Here is a 19431-nt window from a genome sequence, read left to right on the forward strand (position 1 = left end):
AACAACGTTCAACAAACAGAGGGTCTCTTATCTCACCAACGGTTGCTGAAGAGAGGCCGATTCTCTGATAAGTTATTTAATGCTCCACACATCACGAGAAGGAGGTAACACATGAAAAAATTAGCATCATTAGTCGCAGCGCTGCTCCTGGCACTAACCGCAATACCCTCAGCCGAGGCAGCGTTCGTCATCGGTGGAGAAAACGGCTGGCAGTTGAGCACGGACGGTATCGTCGACGTTTTCTCCGTCTATCAGTCTACCAGTCCGAAGCCTTCAGGTGACAGGTTTACAACCTTTCTCAGCGGTTCTCCGGATCAGTTCCAGAATTTCGGGGTGAAGGTAGGGCTTCTGCCGTCGTTAATCGCATTCAACATCAAGGCCCCCACCGTCAATGGGGTCGACTCGAACGTACGGGTCGGTATCTATCCGAGTATTCAGAATAAGAACCAGGACACCAGATTTGAAGTCAATCCCAACATCGATTTCCGGGAATTCTACTACACCGCAAAGGGGACATACGGCGAATTGCTTGCCGGCCGTGCCCTGAACCTTTACCAGGCGAAAAACATCCTGACCGACATGACGCTCCTTACGGCAGGCGTTGTTCCGGCACCCGGCACCTCCACGACCCTGGGCCATATCGGCTACGGCTACCTCTACACCAACTTCGGCCCCCAGATCCGTTACACCACTCCCGATCTTAACGGCGTCAAGGTGGCCTTCAGTGTCAACGAGCCTTACAAGATCAGTTCCGATACCGCCAAGACCAACACCCCGCGCCTCGAAACCGAGATCTCCTACGCCACGGTCCTGAACGGCGGCACTACGCTGCAGGCTTGGGCGTCCGGCCTCTTCGAGACTGCAACCCGCAGTAAAGCGGCTGGCGTAGCACGTCCGGGTGAGCAGAACCAATCCATCGGCGGTGCGGCCGGCATCGAAGCCGGCTTCGGCGGCGTCGATCTTATGGCGTCCGGTTACGCCGGCGAGGGGCTCGGCATGATCAGTGCGCAGGACGGCGATGCGTTCGGTTCCTCATCGACGGATGCCGCCGGCAAGGAGCGGACCCATTTCGGCTTCCTGGTCCAGGCGACCTACAAGTTGACTCCCGATATCAAGATCGGAGCCAACTACGGGCAAAACCGCCAGGTAGAAAGCGATGACGACAAGACCAAGCGCGGCGTAGGCGGTTCCTTCTCCCCCATGAAGAAACAGGAAGCGGCAGTGGGCATGGTCACTTACAACTTCAACAAGTTCACACAATTCATCGTTGAGTACGCCTATGCCCAGAACACCTGGCATGACCGCGCCACGCAGCATTCCAACAGCGTTGCGATAGGCACGATGTTTTACTGGTAGGCCGGCCCTGAGACGGGTTGAGCAACGCCTTTAACGGCAAACTCTCAGTAAAGAAAGGAAGTCAGACAATGCCTAAATATGTCATCGAACGTGAACTTCCGGGAGCGGGACAATTAACCGCTGATACGCTGCAGGCCATTTCCCAGAAATCATGCGGCGTGCTCAAGGGACTTGGCCCACAGATTCAGTGGGTACAGAGCTACGTCACCGATAATAAGATTTACTGCATCTACATAGCGCCTAATGCAGAGATCGTGCTGGAGCACGCCAAACAGGGAGGCTTCCCCGCCAACAGCGTGGCCGAGGTGAGAACCATTATCGATCCAACCACTGCCGAGTAGCATCAAAGAAACCATTCGACATAATCTGGTCGAATTAACGCAGAAAAATTTTGCTATAATAAGGAGATAACAATGACGTTAGCACTGCTTCTTTTGATTTGCATGATGTGGGTTCCGGTCGGGTTGCTTTTCCTGGGCTCGGGTGAGGCCAAAAGTACCGGTTTTGTTACCGCTGTTGTGGGTGTAGTCGTTATCATAGGCGCTATTCTTCAGGCAGCAGTTTTTACCGATCCATTTACCGCCGGGCTGCTTTTCGTATTCGGCGTCCTTTATCTGCAGACTGCTCATGCTCTTCTGACTGGGCTGGAAGATATGCGTAGTGTCGGAAACGGCGCATTGGTTGTTGCCGTTGTATGTGCCGTATATGCGTATCTGTTTTTCACCGGCGGCGGCGTGAAGCCCGATGGCAAGACAATCATCGGCGTAACTCCCTACCTGGGATTCATGAACGTTACGTTCACCGTTATTTGCTTAACCGTTGTCGGCGTGACTTATGGCAAGGTCAACGCCAAGGTTGCTGCGTGGATGTTCCTTGTCCTGAGCTTCACCTGTCTCTTTGTTCCGGCTATCGGCCTTTTGGGATACGGAAAACTTCCGTTCTAGGCATAGGCAGAAACCACAAACCAACGCACATTGGAGGTATGCATGAAAAAGAGCGCCATAGTACTCATCACAGCATTGCTGCTGTCCCCCGCTGGATATATCTTTGCCCAGCAGACACATGAAGAGAAAGTGATTTGCGAGCTTGCGGCGAAAAATTGCCTCAATCGAATAGAAATCATTCAAAAGAAGGTTAAGAAATTAAATGACCAGATCAAGAAAGGCTCAAAGACTTATTCAGCGGAAGAACTGAAAAAGCTCGAGCAGAAGCTGCAAGAGACAAAGGATCTGCTGGACAAGCTGGAAGACGCCGGCAAGTAAGCAGGCAGCTGCCAAGTTCACCGTTGGCAACAAAAAGTGGGTCAGGTTTCAACAGCCGGCAGATGCCGGAGTTGGGACCTGACCCATTGCCTATTGCTGTCTTCTCCCCCAGGGGATTTGCCGAAGACCGGATTGTTGGGGTCTGTCCAAAATAAGCACGAAAGGGAGCAAACCATGGAAAAATCGGCTCGTCGGAAAAAGAGAATGGGAGCAGGATGGCTGCCTGATTTCTTGCGGTTCTTCATGCTTGCGATTGCGGGACTTCTGATCGTGTCATCCGGCACGGCCCTGGCCGGCAGGGATAAAACCATCTGGCAATCGCGCGACCAGTTCGTGGCAATCGAAAAACAGGATGGCGAAGGAACGGCAGCCAACGACCATCCGGCGAAGCTTTCCGCCGAGCAGCTCCGCAGCATGCTCGAATCGCTGGAAATCACGGAGAGCGGCAGAAACAAGGTGCTGCCGGTTTTTAACGAACCGGAACGTGAGATACTGGTTGAGATGCTCCGTGATGGGCTCAGCCAGGCGGGTCCCAAGGAGGACGTAACCTTCGCCGTTATCGGCCAATTCCCGGCATTGTTGGGTCTTGCCAGAGAACGCAAAGTAACCACCGGCAGGGTTTTTTACCGGGGAGGAGAACTGAACATCATTTTCGGCATGGTGCACCGGGATTTCAGGGACAACGAAGACCGGCGTCTCGCCCCCTTTGTCCCCGGCTCGCGAACGCGCCCGGCAGAACTTGGCGGGAGAATCTCGGCCGCCGCCGGTGAGCCCGGCTCTACTATGAAACGGGGAGACTGGATTGTATTTTCCCCTGCAAGCATCGGTTCCTCTCCCGGCATGCCCGGGGAATCCGCCACACCGGCAATAAAGCCGGAGCCGTCGGAACGTAGACCACCGGAGACGGACACTACCCGAAAACAAGAGAGCAAGCCCGCCAAGCAGGATAAACAGGGGAGAACCGTGGAAGAACGACTGATGCTCCTCAATGATTTGAGAAACAAAAAGCTGATCACCGAAGAGGAATACCGGTCCAAGCGCCTGGAAATCCTCAACGAACTGTAACCCGCAGCCCAACAATGGCCACAGACGAGGGAGAATGAGATGACAAACGGAAAAGTTACCGTAGTAGCAAGGTTCAAGGCCCGGCCGGGAATGGAAGAAACACTCCGTCGCGAACTGCTGGCCCTTATCGACCCCACCACAGCCGAAGATGGGTGTATCAACTACGATTTACACCAGTCAGCCGACGACAAGGCACTGTTCATGTTCCACGAAAACTGGCTGAGTCGCGAGGATCTGGATGACCATCTGCAGATGCCTTATCTACAGGCATTCCTGGCCAGGACCGATGAATTGCTGGCTGAACCGGCAGAGATCAGCCTCTGGAAGATGATCAGCTGATCCCTGTTGTGGGGCGATGACTGATCGCGTATCTGCCGGGAGACCCATAATGATGGAATCAAAATCGCTATGGTCGAAAGGGAAAATACAAGGACGCAAAACATATTGTAGAGTTTAATCACCTGCGCTGGGAGCGCTGGTTGCGCCATCTGTACATTTTGTGGATTTTAACCACAACAAGAACTAAATACAGGTGGTTTTCCATCGCTCACAGCATGGGGACTTTCACCTCAATGGGGATTTAGACCACATTTCCGCCATGTTGTATCACTCTCTTCACCTCTCACCGAGACAATCGACAACATGCCACTCCAGCTAGTATCGCCCCGCAAACAGTGATGTCAGAGCTACCCAACCCCGTAAACCCCAGTTTTTACGGGAATTGCATACATTACACACAATAACCCCATGGAAAAACAGCGTTTTCTTGAAACCAACAATTAATGAGAGTTTGGCGCAGCTTTTGCTAAAAAGCGATGGTAACGATTTAGCGCCCTACCAGACAGCCGGTTCTTCAGCATCGACGGCATCAGGAAATGAGTCTATGAAAAACACCAAGATGACACTCTCCACCGAAACGATGAACCTCGACTTCGTTCGCAAGGTGGAGTCCCTCTCCGGCAGTTCGGTACGGCGCTGCTTCCAGTGCGGCAAGTGCACGGCCGGCTGCCCCATGCGAAGCTTCATGGAACACCCGCCCAACCGGATCATGCGCCTGTTGCAGCTCGGCCAGTGGGAGCGGATTCTGGCCGGTCGATCCATCTGGTACTGCGCCTCGTGCGAGACCTGCTCCACCCGCTGCCCCAACAAGGTGGACCTGGCAGCGATCATGGATGCGCTGCGCAAACTCTCCTGGGACGCCAACGGCCCCTCCAAGGAGAGCTATGTCCAGCTCGCCAACCGGCTCTTCATCGAGAACATAAAAACCTACGGCCGCCAGTACGAGATGCGGCTCGGCGCCGTGTTCAACGTCAAGAGCGGGCAGTTCCTGAAGGACCTGCTGCTCGGCCCCAAGCTCCTCTCCCGGGGGAAGCTTAAAATGTTCCACTCCAAAAACAAGAACATCACCGAGATTGAAAATATCTTCAACCGGATCGAAGAGATGCGGAAAACCGTTTTATGAGTTTTATGAGTTTTATGAGTTTTATGAGTTTTATGAGTTTTATGAGTTTTATGAGTTTTATGAGTTTTATGAGTTCGATGAGTTATGGTGTTGAACCCATGTAACTCAATAAACTCAATAAACTCAATAAACTCAATAAACTCAATAAACTCAATAAACTCAATAAACTCAATAAACTCAATAAACTCAATAAACTCAATAAACTCAATAAACTCAAAGAACTCAAAGAACTCAAAGAACTCTATGAACTCTACAAACTCAAAACTCACCTACTCCTACTATCCCGGCTGCTCACTGCACGCCTCGGGCAAGGAGTACGACATATCCACCCGCGGTCTGTTCAAGGCGCTGAAGATCGGTCTCAAGGAAGTGCCGGACTGGCTCTGCTGCGGCGCCACCCCGGCCCACAACGTGGACGAACTGTTGTCGCTCTCCCTGTGCGCCAAGAACCTCTCCCTGGCCGACGAAGTCAAGGGGGACCTGGCAGTCGCCTGCGCCGCCTGCTTCTCCAGACTCAAGACCACCCAGCACAGACTGGCCGACAACCCGGAGAAGCGCAAGCAGGTGGAGCACGCCATTGCCGGCAGCGTACCGGAGAAGAAGGTCAAGCACCTGCTGGAGATCCTGGCCAAAGACTACGGCCTGGAGCAACTCCAGGAAGCGGTGCAAAAGCCCCTCTCCGGCCTCAAGGTAGCCTGCTACTACGGCTGCCTCCTCACCCGGCCCCCAGAAGTGCCGGAACTGGACTGCACCGAAGCCCCGACCATCATGGAGCGGGTCATCGGCGCCACCGGAGCCGAGACCGTCGCCTGGAGCCACCGGCTCGAGTGCTGCGGCGCCAACTTCACCCTGTCGCGCCCCGGCGTGGTATTGAAGCTTTCGGGCGACATCCTCGCCTCGGCCAAAGCGGCCGGCGCCGACTGCCTCATGGTCGCCTGTCCGCTTTGCCACGGCAACCTGGACATCCGCCAGAAGGAGATCGAAGAGGCCACCGGCACCCGTTACAACATGCCGGTCTTCTACATGACCCAGCTCCTGGCCCTGGCCGTCGGGGTTCCAGCAGCCAAACTCGGCTTCAACAGCATGATGGTCAGTCCCTTGCCGTTATTAAAAGAAAAGAACCTACTGTAGGGGCGGGGTTTCCCCGCCCTGTTGGAACAATGCGAAAAAAGGACGGACCCCCGCCCTGTTGGAACAATGCGAAAAAAGGACGGACCCCCGCCCTGCCGGAACAACGATAAATAAGGGCGGGAAGACCCCGCCCCTACAAGGAATTGATGCATGTCCAGAATCGGCGTATTCGTCTGCCACTGTGGTGAAAACATATCCAGAACCGTTGACGTGGAACGGGTAGCCCGGGAAGCGGGAGCGCTCTCCGGCGTCGCTTTTGCCACCGACTACAAGTACATGTGCTCCGACCCGGGGCAAAACCTGCTCAAAAAGGCCGTTGCCGAGCACAATCTCGACGGCATCGTCGTTGCCGCCTGCTCCCCGCGGATGCACGAGAAGACCTTCAGGAAAGCTGCCCAGAGCGCGGGTCTGAACCCCTTTTTGTGCGAGATGGCCAACATCCGCGAGCACTGCTCCTGGGTCCACGAGGACCGGGAAGAAGCCACGGCCAAGGCGAGCGAGATCGTCGCCATGCTGGTCGAGCGGGTGAAGAAGGACAAGAAACTTGCACCCATCACCGTCCCGATCACCAAAAGGTCGCTCGTCATCGGCGGCGGCATCGCCGGCATCCAGGCAGCCCTGGACATCGCCGACGCCGGCCACCAGGTGGTGCTGGTCGAGCGGGAGCCCTCCATCGGCGGCCACATGGCCCAGCTCTCCGAGACCTTCCCGACCCTGGACTGCTCCCAGTGCATCATGACCCCGAAGATGGTCGACGTGGCCAACCACCCGAACATCACCCTTCATACCTACAGCGAGATCGAGAACGTCGACGGCTACATCGGCAACTTCCAGATCACCATCAAGAAGAAGGCCCGCAGCGTCGACATGGCCAAGTGCACCGGCTGCGGGATCTGCATGGCCAAGTGCCCGCAGAAGAAGATCCCCAACGCCTTTGACCGGAATATGGGAATGCGCCCCGCCATCTACGTCCCCTTCCCCCAGGCCGTCCCCAACACCCCGGTCATCGACCGGGAGAACTGCACCTGGTTCAAGACCGGCAAGTGCGGGGTCTGCCAGAAGGTCTGCGGCCCCGGAGCCGTTGACTACACCCAGGAAGATGAACTCATCGTGGAAAAGGTCGGGGCCATCGTCGTCGCCACCGGCTTCGAGCTCTACGACATCACCGAAAAGCCCAAGGGCTCCCCGATCAAGGGGTATGGCGAATTCGGCCACGGCAAGATCCCCGACGTCATCGACGGCATGACCTTCGAGCGGCTCGCCTCGGCATCCGGCCCCACCGGCGGCAAGATCCTCCGCCCCTCAGACGGCAAGGAACCGAAACAGGTGGTCTTCATCCAATGCGTCGGCTCCCGCGCCAGGGAAAAGGGGATCTCCTACTGCTCCAAGATCTGCTGCATGTACACCGCCAAGCACACCATGCTCTACAAGCACAAGGTGCACGACGGCCAGGCCTATGTCTTCTTCATGGACGCGAGAACACCGGGCAAGGGATACGACGAGTTCTGGCGGCGGGCCGTGGAGGAAGAAGAAGCGGGCTACATCCGCGGCATGGTCTCCCGCCTCTACCAGAAGGGGGACAAGGTCGTGGTCATGGGGAGCGACATCTCGGTCGGGGTCCAGGTGGAGATCGAGGCGGATCTGGTAGTCCTGGCCACCGCGGTCCAGCCAAGGCAAGGCGCCGACACCCTGGCCCAGAAGCTGGGGATCTCCTACGACAAGTACAACTTCTACTCCGAGGCCCACGCCAAACTCCGCCCCGTTGAATGCGCCACAGCCGGAATTTATCTCGCCGGCGCCTGCCAGGGGCCGAAAGATATCCCCGACACCGTCTCCCAGGCGAGTGCCGCCGCAGCCAAGGTGATGACCCTCTTCTCCAGGGACGAGCTCGAAAGAGAGCCGATCGTCGCCAAGGTGAACGAGAAAAATTGCGTCGCCTGCTTCTACTGCAAGAAGGTCTGCCCCTACGGCGCGGTAGAGGAAAAGGAGATCAGGGACAGAAACGGCAACCTGATAAGAGTCGTGGCCTACGTCAACCCCGGCGTCTGCGGCGGCTGCGGCACCTGCCAGGCCACCTGCCCGTCCAAATCGGTGGAGCTGGACGGCTATACCGATGAACAGATCGTGGCGATGATAGAAGCGTTATAAAACCGGTTCGAGGTTCGAGGTTCGATGTTGAAAAACAAGAACCGAACCTCGAACCTCGAACCTCGAACCTCGAACCTCGAACCTCGAACCTCGAACAGGATTGTTATGAAACACGACTTCGAACCAAAGATAGTAGCCTTCGTCTGCACCTGGTGCACCTACGCCGGGGCGGACCTGGCCGGCACCAGCCGAATGCAGTACCCTTCAAACGTGAGGGTCGTCAAGTTCCCCTGCACCGGCCGCATCGATCCGGTCTTCATCCTCAAGGCCTTCCAGAAAGGGGCCGACGGGGTGCTCGTCTCCGGCTGCCATCCGGGGGACTGCCACTACATGGCCGGCAACTTCCACGCCCGCCGTCGTTTCGCCGCCTTCAGGAAGCTCCTGGAATTCGTCGGCGTAGATCTCTCGCGCCTCCAGTTCTCCTGGGTCTCCGCAGCCGAAGGGGGGAAGTGGGTCGAGGTGGTGACCGAGCTCACCGAGCGTGTCCGGGCCATGGGGCCGATGCTTGAATTCAAGGAGCTGGAGATTGAGGAGTGCTGGTCGGGGAAGATTGATACCCCGGAGCTTAAAGAAGCGTACAACAACATTTAACGACTACATTCACCACTAAGACACTAAGAGCACAAAGAAAGACTAAAGTCTAAAACCCGTTTTTTTGGTTTTCTTCGTGTCCTTAGTGCCTTAGTGGTGAGAACGGTTTAGGAAATCATGACCAACACAGCACAACAACTCGACACAACCCCGCTGGTGGACACCGGCTACTACGCTGCCGTTACCGAGGCGATCCGGGCGGAGGCCGCCAGGCTCCTGACCGACGGTACCGTAGCCGCGGTGATCGGCTACCAGGCGGGCAAGAGGAAAGGCACGGCCATGCCTGCCATCATCACCGACCCTGCCCGGGCGAATGACCTGATCTTCTCCCCGGCCTGCGTCAACAACCTGGCCCTCTACCTGACCAAGGCGAAGAAGGATATCCGGAAGACGGGAAAGGTGGCGATCGTCGCCAAGGGGTGCGATATGCGTGCCCTGGCGGGACTGATGGGTGAATCCCAGCTGAAGCGGGAGGACGTCCACATCATCGCCGTTGCCTGCGCCGGGGTGAAGGGGAGCGGCGCCGCAACCGGCGAGCCGCTGACCACCGCCAACATCGCGAAGAAATGCCGGGAGTGCACGGTACGCGAGCCGAAAGGAGCCGATTCTGTCGCCGGCAGTCTCCCCTCCCTGCCGGAATTGTCCCCGGTGGAAGCTGAGGAGCTGGCACGGCTCGAAGCGATGACACCCCGGGAGCGCTGGTCGTTCTGGAAGGAACATTTCTCCCGCTGCGTGCGCTGTCTGGCCTGCCGGAGCATCTGCCCCTTCTGCTACTGCGAACAGTGCATGTGCGACCGTAACCGCCCCCAGGCGGTTGAGACAAGCCCGCGTCCGGCGGGAAACATGGCGTGGCACATCGTCCGGGCCATGCACCTCTCCGGCCGTTGCGCGGGGTGCGCCGAATGCGAGCGAGCCTGCCCGATGGACATTCCGCTGAACCTCCTCAACCGGAAGATGGCAAAGGAGCTGAAAGAGCTCTACGGTCATGAGGCGGGGCTTGAGCCGAAGGAGAAGGGGCCTTTGGCGGAGTACAGAGAGGACGACGATCAGTCGTTCATAAAATAACAGCAATTCTGCCACAGAGGCACGGAGACACAGAGATTCACAGAGAAAAGCTGAAAAACAATGGTACGCGGAAAAATCGGATCAAGTCGGATCAAACAAAACCGAAAACATGTTTTTGATTTTTCTCTGAGTCTCCGTGGCTCTGTGGCAAAAATCTAAGCGAGATCATATGCCGAAAACAATAACCGAACAGAACCTCCGTCTCCTCGTCGATACCCTGCTGAAAGAAGGGGCAAGAGTAGTCGCCCCGAAGCAGGCGGGCACCATGGCCCTCTATGAGCCGCTTAAAAGTGGCGACGAGCTGGCGCTCGGCGCCCTTCCGCGCAGGTCCGCCAAGGAAACGTTCTTCCCCCTCTGCGAGACCATCCTCACCTTTGAAAAGGACAAGGGCGGTGTGAGGGTAAACGACGTGGACCCGGCCTCCTTCCCGGAAACCGTGCTGCTCTGCGCCCGGCCGTGCGATGCGGCAGCTCCGTCGATCCTCGATGCGGTCTTCTCCTGGGATTACAACGACGAGTTTTACCTGGAGAGGCGCAGAAAAACGACCATTATCGGGCTTGCCTGCACGACTGCCGATGACGCCTGTTTCTGCACCGCTGTCGGTCTTTCCCCGGCGGATACCAGGGGCTCGGACCTGTTCCTCACCCCGCTTGAGGGTGGCGGTTACGCAGCCCAAGCCGTCACCGACAAGGGGAAGGAGCTTCTGGAGAAACGGGCGCAGTTCTTCAGCGACGCCGGTTCGGCAAAGCCGCTGCCGCCGGCCGAACCGGCGGGAGAATCGCTCGACCTGGAAAAGATAAAGAGCTGGCTCGACAACAACTTCGAGAACCCGCTCTGGACGGAGATCGCCGATCGGTGCGCCGGTTGCGGCGCCTGCGCCTTCCTCTGCCCGGCCTGCCACTGCTTCGACATAGTGGACGAGGGGACCGAGGCCAAGGGGGCCAGGCGGAAGAGCTGGGACGCCTGCGGCTTTGCCAAGTTCACCAACCACGCCTCGGGGCACAACCCGCGGGATATGCAGAACAAGCGTTACAGAAACAGGATCATGCACAAGTTCAAGTATTACGGCGACAAGTTCGGCCAGACGCTCTGCACCGGCTGCGGCAGGTGCATTCGTGCCTGTCCGGTCGGGATCGATATCAAGGCGGTATTGGACGAAATCAACAGCAAATAAAGCGGTTCGACGTTCGACGTTCGAGGTTCGACGTAAGAAAACCTTGAACATCGAACATCGAACATCGAACGGGTTCCAAAATGTGCGATAACAAAAACATCTACCTCCCCCACCTCGCCACCATCGAAGAAATCGTCGACGAAACCCCGGACGTGCGTACGCTGCGCCTGGTCTTCCAGGATGAGCAGGTGCGGGAGAACTTCTCCTTCCGCGCCGGCCAGTTTGCCGAGTACTCGGCCTTCGGCGCCGGCGAATCCACCTTCTGCATCGCTTCCTCGCCGACCCGCAAGGGTTACATCGAGTGCTGTTTCAGGGCCACGGGACGGGTCACGGAGTCGCTGCGGCAACTGGAGGTGGGAGACACGATGGGGGTGCGCGGCCCTTACGGCAACTCGTTCCCCATCGAGGAGTTCGAGGGGAAAAGCCTCGTCTTCGTCGCCGGCGGCATCGCCCTCCCCCCGCTGCGAACGGTGATCTGGAACTGCCTCGACCTGAGGGACAGGTTCAAGGATATCACCATCGTCTACGGTGCCAGGACGGAGGCGGATCTGGTCTACAAGCGGGAGCTTGAGGAGTGGCAGGAGCGGGGGGACGTGAACCTGGTGAAGACGGTGGATCCGGGGGGGAACGGTCCCGACTGGGACGGCAAGGTCGGCTTTGTCCCCACCATCCTGGAAGAGGCGACGCCAAGCGCGCAAAACACCATCGCCCTTGTCTGCGGACCGCCGGTGATGATCAAGTTCACCCTGCCGGTGCTGGAGCGGCTCGGCTTTACCGATGACGCCATCTACACCACCCTGGAGAACCGGATGAAATGCGGCCTGGGCAAATGCGGCAGATGCAACGTGGGGAATACCTATGTCTGCAAGGACGGGCCGGTCTTCACCGCCAAGCAGGTGAAGGCTATGCCGCAGGAGTTCTAAGTGATGAAGCATGTGTCGTTCTTTATAGTTTCCATCAGGATGACAAGGGAGTGACCGATGGGAAAACAGAAAAAGAAAATCGTGAGCAATGTTGTCTGTGTCCGGGTGAGCGACAACGAAATGGAATGTATTCGGGAACTCATGAAGGTTACCAAGAAGAACGCTTCTTCCGTGTTGCGAGAGGCTGTTAAAAGCATTATAATGCCGGCTGCCTGAGCCGATGCCTCACTATTGCACGTCTCAACAATGGGAGCTTCCATGAACAGCAATCAAGGAATGCAGTCACCATTGTCCCCCCCTGCCCTGCCTCCTCATCGAAGGGCCTATCCGAGCAAGCTCTTTGTCGAAGCCACCACGCGCTGCAACCTCGGCTGTTTCATGTGCGTCAAACAGACCGATGGCTGCGGGATGACCGAGGGGGACCTGACGCCTGGCATCTTCGCCGCAGTGGAACCCGCCCTTCCCCATCTCGAAGCGCTGATACTCAACGGCATCGGGGAACCGCTGCTTAATCCGCATCTGGCGGAATTCATCCGCAAGGCCAAAAGGCTAATGCCCGCAACGGGCTGGATCGGCTTCCAATCCAACGGGCTGCTGCTCACCAACCTCCGGGCCATTTCCCTGGTCGAAGCGGGCCTGGACCGTATCTGCCTCTCCATGGACGCTGCATCACCTGAAACGTTCCGTAAGGTCCGGGAAGGTAGCGACATTCCCGACATCGAACACGCGATGGCAGCGCTCAACGCAGCCAAGGAGCGCTGCAACAGGCCGGAAGTCCGGGTAGGAATCGAATTCGTACTCATGCGGAGCAATCTCGGGGAACTCCCAGCCGCGCTCCGCTGGGCCGCTGAGCATGGCGCCACCTTCGCCGTCGTGACCCATGTTCTTCCCTACGACGACCAGCACGCGGACGAGGCCGCCTATGGCTCATGCTCAGCCGCTGCAATCGCCCTGTTCGGCAGCTACAGGGCGATTGCAGCGCAACAAGGGCTGGATATCTACCGGTATTTCGAAGCACGCTGGAAGTACCGGAGAAATCCCGATGAACAGAAGCTGGTGGCCGTTATCGAGGCCATGAAGGCTGAAGCGGATGCGCGCGACATCTTCGTTGACATGAAAAAGCTTCTCCAACTGGATACCCGCCGGATTGAGGATGTTGTTGCGGTATTTGCCCAGGCCCGGGCAGTCGCCCTGGAGTGTGGCCTCGATCTCAGACTGCCGGAGGTCACCCTGCGGGAAAAGCGCCATTGCAGCTTCGTTGAAGACGGAGGCGCCTTCATTTCCTGGGAAGGGAATGTTTCCCCCTGCTATTTTCTTTGGCACCGCTACCGCTGCTTTGCCAGCGGCTGGCACCAGCAGGTGCAGCCCAAAGTGTTCGGCAACCTGGCTGAGCAGGGCATGCTGGAAATTTGGAACGATCCGGCCTTCCGGTCATTCCGGGAACAGGTGGTCGACTATGATTACCCTGATTGCTCCAGTTGCACCCTCGCCCCCTGCGACTACGTCCAGACCGAACGATTCGAACAGGACTGCCACATCAGAGATATCCCCTGTGGCGCCTGCCTCTGGTGCATGGGAATCTTTCAGTGTCTCCAGTGATACGACAGGCTAAAACCCTTTAAAGTCGGTAAGGGGAAGGACCGTGACCCCCTGGAGGTTGGGTGTCAGGGCAACATCCTCCACCGTCTGGTTGATTTCCGGTTCGTCAAAAACTATCCGCACCGTATCGCCGCGACGGTTGCCGAGCTCGATCGAAGCAGGAAATGCCACTCCGTTTACGTTCTGGTAATCTTTGTAGACAACTTCGTCGCCATCGTCGGTTACCTTCCGCTGCATAAGCCCGTTGCGGTCGAAATAGATCCGCTCCCTGCGACCGTCGGCCATGGGTATGTCCATTGAATCCGACGACGGACCGGTCTGCGGCGGACGCTCCACCACCCATTTCATCATCGCCAGGCTTTTCAAACCGCCACGGTCGGGCAATTCGGACAAAAGGCCGCTGTAGGCAGTCTGTTTCGAAGGGATGAGGCAGGTAAACCGCTCGCTGTCGCTGAATACTTCGAGCAGGGTAAGGCCGAACGGCGAGAGGACGGCCAGGTGAAACCGGTCGGGTTGCTTGAAGATCAGGTAACCACGGCCGCCGGTGCTCCGGTCTGCGGTCTTGACGGAGATGGAAATGGAGGACTGGAGGGTTTCCGCCTCCCTGCCGGGCACTATGCCGCTGAGCGGCTTCTGTATGGTGGCGCAACCGGCAAAGAAGAGAATGGTGACCGAAATGAAAAATCGGGAAATGCTACTGGACACGAAAGGTTCTCCTTCTCACTTCACCCCACCGATACCGATGCTGTCCGCGATATTGACTGCCAACGCCCTGACCTGCGCCGGGTACATGATGCCTAAACCTGCCAGAACGCCTATCAACAGGAAAAGACAAAGAATGATGATCGTTGTTTTCGTAAAATACTGGTTAAGGATCTTTTCCGTTTTGGTATAAATCCGAGCTTTACAGATGGGGCAGGTCTTTGATCCTATGCTGATCGCATTCCTGCACGACGGGCAATTCATGAGGCGGCTTTTTTCCACCTTTACAGCAGTGGCGGCTCTGCTGGTTTTCGTCCCATCTGCTTCTCTCATGCCTGCCTTCAGGCATTCTTTAGCCTTGGCATTATAAGTAATCGACCCCTTGATTTTGTCGTACATCTCTTTGACAAGCACCATGCTGTTTCTGGCGTGCTCACGCACCGCCGGATCCAGTGACGCCAGGTTTTTTCTGTATTCCTCCGTCAATAACTTATACGCCCGCTCAATCTGCTCGGGAGAATCATCGATCGAGATCCCCATTGCCTTATAGCAGAGTATCACATCCGTCAGCTCTTTGTCTTGATCAACATCGCCCATATGCCTGGGACCTCCTTATAGTGAAAGCTCGACCACTCCATAACATTACACAATCACTCGCAACCTCTTACCTGGGCGGCTGTTGATGAACACCCGCCGCCAAGTCTAGGAGTCTGTCGGACTTAGGGAATCGTAGCGAGAGAATGGCAAATCGAGGACAGATTTTCGGAAATTTGAGAGCGAATAGTGGACCTATTTGTCGAAAATTTCCGGAAATATGGACCGATTTTCCGTTCTCGCAGTAGATTCATTCCTAAGTCCGACAGGCTCCTAGATACACGTCCAGCCGATAGCCGGCCTCGGCAGCCTGTTCCAGAAGCAGAGTGGTCTGCCGGTAGAAACGGGGCAACAAAGCCGGCGCCTCCCGGCTCTCAGCAACCTCCCCGTAAGCTCTGAGCACCGCTGCCAGAAAGAGGCTGCGAAGCAGGAACTCCAAACGCTCCTTGTTGCACCACCGGCGGCCGTCGCTTACATGGACCAGACAGAACTGCTGCACAAGCGGATCGTCGAACAGCATTTGCAGCCGCCCCGTTTCCGGGAGATCAAGGAACCCCTGCCAGCGAACCATAAGCCGCAAAAGGATAATGGAATCGGCCGGCGCCAGGGACGCAGGTTCGGCATCCGGCCGGCCGGCCGCGGCACAAAGAACTTCTTCCACCGCACGTTCAAGACCGAACTCATGCAATATTTCGGCCGAACGAACCTCCCAGCCGGTCTTCTCATTCAGCATTCCAAGCCGGTGAAAGAAAAGCCAGGCAACGGCAACGATTTGCGGCGCGCCGGCGCCGGACATGGCTTGCAATGCCAGTCTCCGGGCGGCAGCAACCTCTCCGTCGCCTTCTTCCGTTGCCAGGCCGCCAAGAAAAGCAAGCTCCCGGGCAATTGCAGAGACGATCGCCCGAACCTGCTCCCATCCTTCCACGTAAACGGCCAGTGCCTCAAGAAATGCCGTAAACCGCGCTGCATGCGGCTCCCATGCCGGACTTTCCGCTTTTCCCGTGACGGCAAATTCCCCGGAAAGCAAAATCGGTCGATCGGCGAGAAGCTGGCGCGCAAGGTCGATCACCCCCTTGAACCTGACCTGCTTGATCTCCTCGTCGATGCTCGCGACCGGCCTGCCGCCAAGATCATGGCAGAGCCGTCCCCAGGTACCGTAGTCGTCATCGATAATCTCGCGGAAATCGAGGAAAGCGTGGTATTCGAAGGCCTCAAGCTCGACGAAGAGCCCTTTTTCATAAAGTTCGCGTCCTGAACGGATATACTCCAGGCCGGTCGCATAATCGCGGAAACCGTAGTAATAGCGGCCGTCGGGATTAAAGTCCAGCGCGGAACCCAAGGTCTTCTGCACCAGTGCAGTTTCCCCCGCCCCGTCTTTTACGGCAATGGACGTGGAGGTGCGTATCCAGCCGGCTGTTTCTGCGAACTTGTTGTGGTAGAGGATGATCCCCCGTTCGGAATCTTTCCGGTTGGAGTAGGCAAAGACATCCTCGTTCACGTGGCCGCCGGCGAAGAAATCGTAGAAAACGAAGTTCTCGGAACCGCTGAACAGCCAGCGCTTGCGCATCAGCGGGAATATCTTCTCTTCATGCATCCGCACCATGTGCTCGTCCACCGGTTCGTCCCAGTATGAGCGCCGGTACTCCATGCCGTATTTCTCGTGGAACCCCTCGATCTGGCCGTGGCCGATCATGGGGAGTCCCGGCATGGTGACGAGCAGCACGCAGGCGCCGAAGTACTTCCCCTCCTTGCCGAACTGCTCCACAGCGGTCTTTTCGTCCGGATTGCTCATGAAGTTGACGAAGCGCGGCAGGATGCGGTGGTCGTATTCGAGGACGTTCTTCAGCGTCTGGCGATACTTGGCATTCTCCTCCATCTTGAGCATGTTCATGAAGGCGCTGTTGTAGACCCGGTGCATGCCGAGGGTGCGGACGAAATACCCCTCCATGAGCCAGAACGCCTCGGCGAGAAGGAGCGTATCCGGCGCTTCGGCAGCTACCCGGTCGACCACCTCGCGCCAAAACTCTTCAGGGAAGGCGGCGTCGAACTCCTCCCGGCTCATGCAGTGCTCAGCGCGCGACGGAACTCCGCTGCCGAGCCCGGGCTGGGGGTACCAGAGGCGCTGGTAATGCTTCTTGGCCAGGGTCATGGCAGCATCGAAACGGATGATCGGGAACTGCCGGGCAACGTGGAGGATGGTCTGGATTACCGTCTCCCGCACCTGTGGAATGAGGTAGTTGAGCTGGGCGGTATCGTTCCAGGGGGTGGAGGTGCCGTCGTTGCCGTGGTAGATGTAACGGGTCCGGCCGTCGCGGTGGTCGTAGTGTTTGAACACCACTGCCGCGTCCCGCTTGTCCCAGTAACCGTCCTCGATGTGGAGGCTGACTTCGGGGGAAAAGGAGAGGTCGGGGCCGTTGAAGGAGTAAGAAGGGTACGGCGGATAATCCAGCTGGACGAACCAGTCGGGGTGCTCGATGGTCCATTTGGAGTAGATGCCGGTGTGATTCGGCACCATATCGCTCGCCAGGCGGATGCCCCGCTGACGGCATCGCTCCTTGAGGCTTGCGAGTGCCTCCGCCCCTCCCAGGTCATGGGCGATGACATAGTCGTAGAGCGAGTAGGCGGAAGAGATGGCATCCGGGTTGCCGGCAATCTGCTTGATCCGTTGCGAAGCCGGCGACCGCTCCCAAAGGCCGATCAGCCAGAGGCCGGTAAATCCCCAGCGGGAGAGGGTATCGAGCTCCTCGTCCGGCACCTGGTCGAGACGGTGGATGGCACGCCGGTACTTCCGGGACAACTGGTCGAGCCAGACGTAGACCATTTTGGCCAGCATCACCACGTTGGCCATCCAGTCGGCGTCAGGAGAGAAGCGCTCGTACTCGGGATAATGGTCACCCGGACCCCGGCCGAACTTCGGCACCGCAATCCCCCCCGGCTCCCCACGCGGGGCAAAAATTCGCGACTCTTCATGGACGACGGTGAATGCAGAGGAAATCTCAAGGAGCAGTTCCGGAGGCAGAATTGCATGCCAGTTTTGCCTGATGTATTCCAGTTGATCGTAAAGCGAGGCGGGCGATGACTTAAGCGGTGCACGTAAAAGGTCCGGCAGGGACAGGCCAAAGGGCTTAACCGGCAAAGCTCGGGCCAGTTCCCGTTCCATCCCTTCCACTGCGAGACGGTAATCGCTTCTGGCAGCAAGCTCGCTATCGTCCAACAATCTGCGGAAATCTTCCACCGCCCGGTTTTCTCCTGCCAGGGCAAGCAGCAGCAGCTCTTTGGCCCCCAGCTTCTTTCTGCCATGCTGCGGATCGTCGTCTGCCAGCCAGATCGTCAGCTCGGCTGCATCACCGAACAATTGGGCAGTACCGGGAAAAAGCGCTACAAAGTTTTCCAGCACAGTATAAAGCCTTTCGGAATCACAGGCAAATCCGGCGGAAGCCAACGCCTGATCGAGAACACCGGGGTGCTGTTCCTCGGTGTAAAGGTCTATGACATGGCGAAAGACAGTGGTGAGCAGGGCATACAGCTTCAATTGCCCAGCCTGCACCGGCCGATCTCCGGATCTGGTCAGCCTGTCTCCCAGGCCGCGAAAGAACATGATTTCCGGCAGCCGACGCGCCCGAACCTCTCTGGACACAGGCGCCATCTCCAGCGTCTTCCACATTTTTTTTCGTATCTGGATACCGAAGGGAAAATATTCCGCCCTGTCTTTTCGCACTCTCATTTACACCTCAGTCAGAAACCGCCAGCGGCTCAGGAAAACATCAGCCCTGTTCCGGTTATTCACCCTTGAAGGCCTTGCCGACATCCTTACCCATACGCTTGAAGGCCTTGCCGGTTGCCTTGCCCGAATCCTTGAACGCCTTCCCCACCGCTTTGCCGGATTTTTTCGCGACCTTGCCGGTGGCCTTCCCCATCTGCTTGAAGCCTTTGCCGACGTTCTTTCCACCCTGTTTGAATCCTTCTTCGGCATTAACCGCAGTAATGAACATTAGCAGACAGATTGCAGTAATGGCTAGTTTTTTAATCATAACGTCTCCCGCGCAGGCCAGCCCTGCCTTAGTGTTTTACATGTTTAGCCACCGGAGCATTATACCGTATCAGTGCAGGGTTGCCACTCTTTTTCAGGCGTCCGGCCGGCACGGTTGCCCATGTACGAGGCAGATAGCCGGTGACAGACAACTTAAAAAGCTATATCACCGCAGATAAAAAGCGTCAAGCGCTCTTGCCGGCACGAAACGGGGTCTGAGCACAAATACACGCGGGGGAACCATCACTTCGACGGTCCGCCCAGACGACCAGACAGCCGCACCGTTTGTGTTTGCTTTATTCCATCAAACAATTTAGCATAGGCGCCAT

General features: G+C 57.2%; 19 protein-coding genes. 15 read left to right on the top strand and 4 right to left on the bottom strand.

Features of this window, described 5'->3' with window-relative positions:
* Positions 1–111 precede the first annotated feature (111 nt).
* The 15 genes from GURA_RS18225 (at position 112) to GURA_RS18290 (ending at position 13776) form a co-directional block, all read left to right on the top strand.
* Positions 112–1356: a porin family protein gene (locus GURA_RS18225; RefSeq protein ID WP_011940388.1), complete on the top strand. Its 1245-nt coding sequence runs from the start codon at positions 112–114 to the stop codon at positions 1354–1356.
* Positions 1357–1424: 68 nt separating this feature from the next.
* Complete coding sequence (locus GURA_RS18230; RefSeq protein ID WP_011940389.1) at positions 1425–1697, top strand: DUF4242 domain-containing protein; 273 nt, start codon at positions 1425–1427, stop codon at positions 1695–1697.
* A gap of 72 nt (positions 1698–1769) precedes the next feature.
* Positions 1770–2300: an AmiS/UreI family transporter gene (locus GURA_RS18235; RefSeq protein ID WP_011940390.1), complete on the top strand. Its 531-nt coding sequence runs from the start codon at positions 1770–1772 to the stop codon at positions 2298–2300.
* Between the two features lie 42 nt (positions 2301–2342).
* On the top strand, positions 2343–2618 hold the full coding sequence (locus tag GURA_RS18240) for a hypothetical protein (RefSeq protein ID WP_011940391.1): 276 nt from the start codon (positions 2343–2345) through the stop codon (positions 2616–2618).
* Positions 2619–2792: 174 nt separating this feature from the next.
* Entirely contained in the window at positions 2793–3683 is an 891-nt protein-coding gene (locus GURA_RS23050; protein WP_011940392.1) for a hypothetical protein, read from the top strand.
* A 39-nt stretch (positions 3684–3722) separates the two neighbouring features.
* Entirely contained in the window at positions 3723–4022 is a 300-nt protein-coding gene (locus GURA_RS18250) for a putative quinol monooxygenase (protein WP_011940393.1), read from the top strand.
* Positions 4023–4566: 544 nt separating this feature from the next.
* Entirely contained in the window at positions 4567–5145 is a 579-nt protein-coding gene (locus GURA_RS18255) for a 4Fe-4S dicluster domain-containing protein (protein ID WP_011940394.1), read from the top strand.
* Positions 5146–5388: 243 nt separating this feature from the next.
* Entirely contained in the window at positions 5389–6276 is an 888-nt protein-coding gene (locus GURA_RS18260; RefSeq protein WP_011940395.1) for a CoB--CoM heterodisulfide reductase iron-sulfur subunit B family protein, read from the top strand.
* Between the two features lie 150 nt (positions 6277–6426).
* On the top strand, positions 6427–8424 hold the full coding sequence (locus tag GURA_RS18265) for a CoB--CoM heterodisulfide reductase iron-sulfur subunit A family protein (protein WP_011937094.1): 1998 nt from the start codon (positions 6427–6429) through the stop codon (positions 8422–8424).
* 105 nt (positions 8425–8529) lie between these two features.
* Positions 8530–9015: a hydrogenase iron-sulfur subunit gene (locus tag GURA_RS18270; protein ID WP_011937093.1), complete on the top strand. Its 486-nt coding sequence runs from the start codon at positions 8530–8532 to the stop codon at positions 9013–9015.
* A 117-nt stretch (positions 9016–9132) separates the two neighbouring features.
* On the top strand, positions 9133–10080 hold the full coding sequence (locus GURA_RS18275) for a 4Fe-4S dicluster domain-containing protein (protein ID WP_011937092.1): 948 nt from the start codon (positions 9133–9135) through the stop codon (positions 10078–10080).
* A 169-nt stretch (positions 10081–10249) separates the two neighbouring features.
* Positions 10250–11254 carry a 4Fe-4S dicluster domain-containing protein gene (locus GURA_RS18280; RefSeq protein WP_011937091.1) on the top strand — a complete coding sequence of 335 codons (1005 nt, stop codon included), beginning with the start codon at positions 10250–10252 and terminating at the stop codon, positions 11252–11254.
* 80 nt (positions 11255–11334) lie between these two features.
* Positions 11335–12177: an FAD/NAD(P)-binding protein gene (locus tag GURA_RS18285; RefSeq protein WP_011937090.1), complete on the top strand. Its 843-nt coding sequence runs from the start codon at positions 11335–11337 to the stop codon at positions 12175–12177.
* Positions 12178–12234: 57 nt separating this feature from the next.
* Positions 12235–12393: a ribbon-helix-helix protein, CopG family gene (locus tag GURA_RS24450; protein WP_157046247.1), complete on the top strand. Its 159-nt coding sequence runs from the start codon at positions 12235–12237 to the stop codon at positions 12391–12393.
* Positions 12394–12435: 42 nt separating this feature from the next.
* Positions 12436–13776, top strand: a complete 1341-nt coding sequence (locus GURA_RS18290; RefSeq protein WP_011940397.1) for a radical SAM/SPASM domain-containing protein — start codon at positions 12436–12438, stop codon at positions 13774–13776.
* Positions 13777–13785: 9 nt separating this feature from the next.
* On the opposite strand, the gene GURA_RS18295 is transcribed toward GURA_RS18290, so the two are convergent.
* From GURA_RS18295 to GURA_RS18310, 4 genes are all read right to left on the bottom strand, one after another.
* On the bottom strand, positions 13786–14481 hold the full coding sequence (locus tag GURA_RS18295; RefSeq protein WP_011940398.1) for an outer membrane lipoprotein LolB: 696 nt from the start codon (positions 14479–14481) through the stop codon (positions 13786–13788).
* Positions 14482–14496: 15 nt separating this feature from the next.
* On the bottom strand, positions 14497–15075 hold the full coding sequence (locus GURA_RS18300) for a J domain-containing protein (protein WP_011940399.1): 579 nt from the start codon (positions 15073–15075) through the stop codon (positions 14497–14499).
* A 253-nt stretch (positions 15076–15328) separates the two neighbouring features.
* Positions 15329–18796: an alpha-amylase family glycosyl hydrolase gene (locus GURA_RS18305; RefSeq protein ID WP_041245548.1), complete on the bottom strand. Its 3468-nt coding sequence runs from the start codon at positions 18794–18796 to the stop codon at positions 15329–15331.
* A 55-nt stretch (positions 18797–18851) separates the two neighbouring features.
* Complete coding sequence (locus GURA_RS18310; protein WP_011940401.1) at positions 18852–19103, bottom strand: hypothetical protein; 252 nt, start codon at positions 19101–19103, stop codon at positions 18852–18854.
* Positions 19104–19431: the final 328 nt, after the last annotated feature.

Origin of the sequence: Geotalea uraniireducens Rf4, from assembly GCF_000016745.1 — a bacterium.
Lineage (GTDB): Bacteria > Desulfobacterota > Desulfuromonadia > Geobacterales > Geobacteraceae > Geotalea > Geotalea uraniireducens.

Excerpts from the sequence above, each read along its gene's own strand:
- GURA_RS18225 (WP_011940388.1), top strand. The coding sequence starts at position 112 with ATGAAAAAATTAGCATCATTAGTCGCAGCGCTGCTCCTGGCACTAACC.
- GURA_RS18230 (WP_011940389.1), top strand. The coding sequence starts at position 1,425 with ATGCCTAAATATGTCATCGAACGTGAACTTCCGGGAGCGGGACAATTA.
- GURA_RS18235 (WP_011940390.1), top strand. The coding sequence starts at position 1,770 with ATGACGTTAGCACTGCTTCTTTTGATTTGCATGATGTGGGTTCCGGTC.
- GURA_RS18240 (WP_011940391.1), top strand. The coding sequence starts at position 2,343 with ATGAAAAAGAGCGCCATAGTACTCATCACAGCATTGCTGCTGTCCCCC.
- GURA_RS23050 (WP_011940392.1), top strand. The coding sequence starts at position 2,793 with ATGGAAAAATCGGCTCGTCGGAAAAAGAGAATGGGAGCAGGATGGCTG.
- GURA_RS18250 (WP_011940393.1), top strand. The coding sequence starts at position 3,723 with ATGACAAACGGAAAAGTTACCGTAGTAGCAAGGTTCAAGGCCCGGCCG.
- GURA_RS18255 (WP_011940394.1), top strand. The coding sequence starts at position 4,567 with ATGAAAAACACCAAGATGACACTCTCCACCGAAACGATGAACCTCGAC.
- GURA_RS18260 (WP_011940395.1), top strand. The coding sequence starts at position 5,389 with ATGAACTCTACAAACTCAAAACTCACCTACTCCTACTATCCCGGCTGC.
- GURA_RS18265 (WP_011937094.1), top strand. The coding sequence starts at position 6,427 with ATGTCCAGAATCGGCGTATTCGTCTGCCACTGTGGTGAAAACATATCC.
- GURA_RS18270 (WP_011937093.1), top strand. The coding sequence starts at position 8,530 with ATGAAACACGACTTCGAACCAAAGATAGTAGCCTTCGTCTGCACCTGG.
- GURA_RS18275 (WP_011937092.1), top strand. The coding sequence starts at position 9,133 with ATGACCAACACAGCACAACAACTCGACACAACCCCGCTGGTGGACACC.
- GURA_RS18280 (WP_011937091.1), top strand. The coding sequence starts at position 10,250 with ATGCCGAAAACAATAACCGAACAGAACCTCCGTCTCCTCGTCGATACC.
- GURA_RS18285 (WP_011937090.1), top strand. The coding sequence starts at position 11,335 with ATGTGCGATAACAAAAACATCTACCTCCCCCACCTCGCCACCATCGAA.
- GURA_RS24450 (WP_157046247.1), top strand. The coding sequence starts at position 12,235 with ATGGGAAAACAGAAAAAGAAAATCGTGAGCAATGTTGTCTGTGTCCGG.
- GURA_RS18290 (WP_011940397.1), top strand. The coding sequence starts at position 12,436 with ATGAACAGCAATCAAGGAATGCAGTCACCATTGTCCCCCCCTGCCCTG.
- GURA_RS18300 (WP_011940399.1), bottom strand. The coding sequence starts at position 15,075 with ATGGGCGATGTTGATCAAGACAAAGAGCTGACGGATGTGATACTCTGC.
- GURA_RS18305 (WP_041245548.1), bottom strand. The coding sequence starts at position 18,796 with ATGAGAGTGCGAAAAGACAGGGCGGAATATTTTCCCTTCGGTATCCAG.
- GURA_RS18310 (WP_011940401.1), bottom strand. The coding sequence starts at position 19,103 with ATGATTAAAAAACTAGCCATTACTGCAATCTGTCTGCTAATGTTCATT.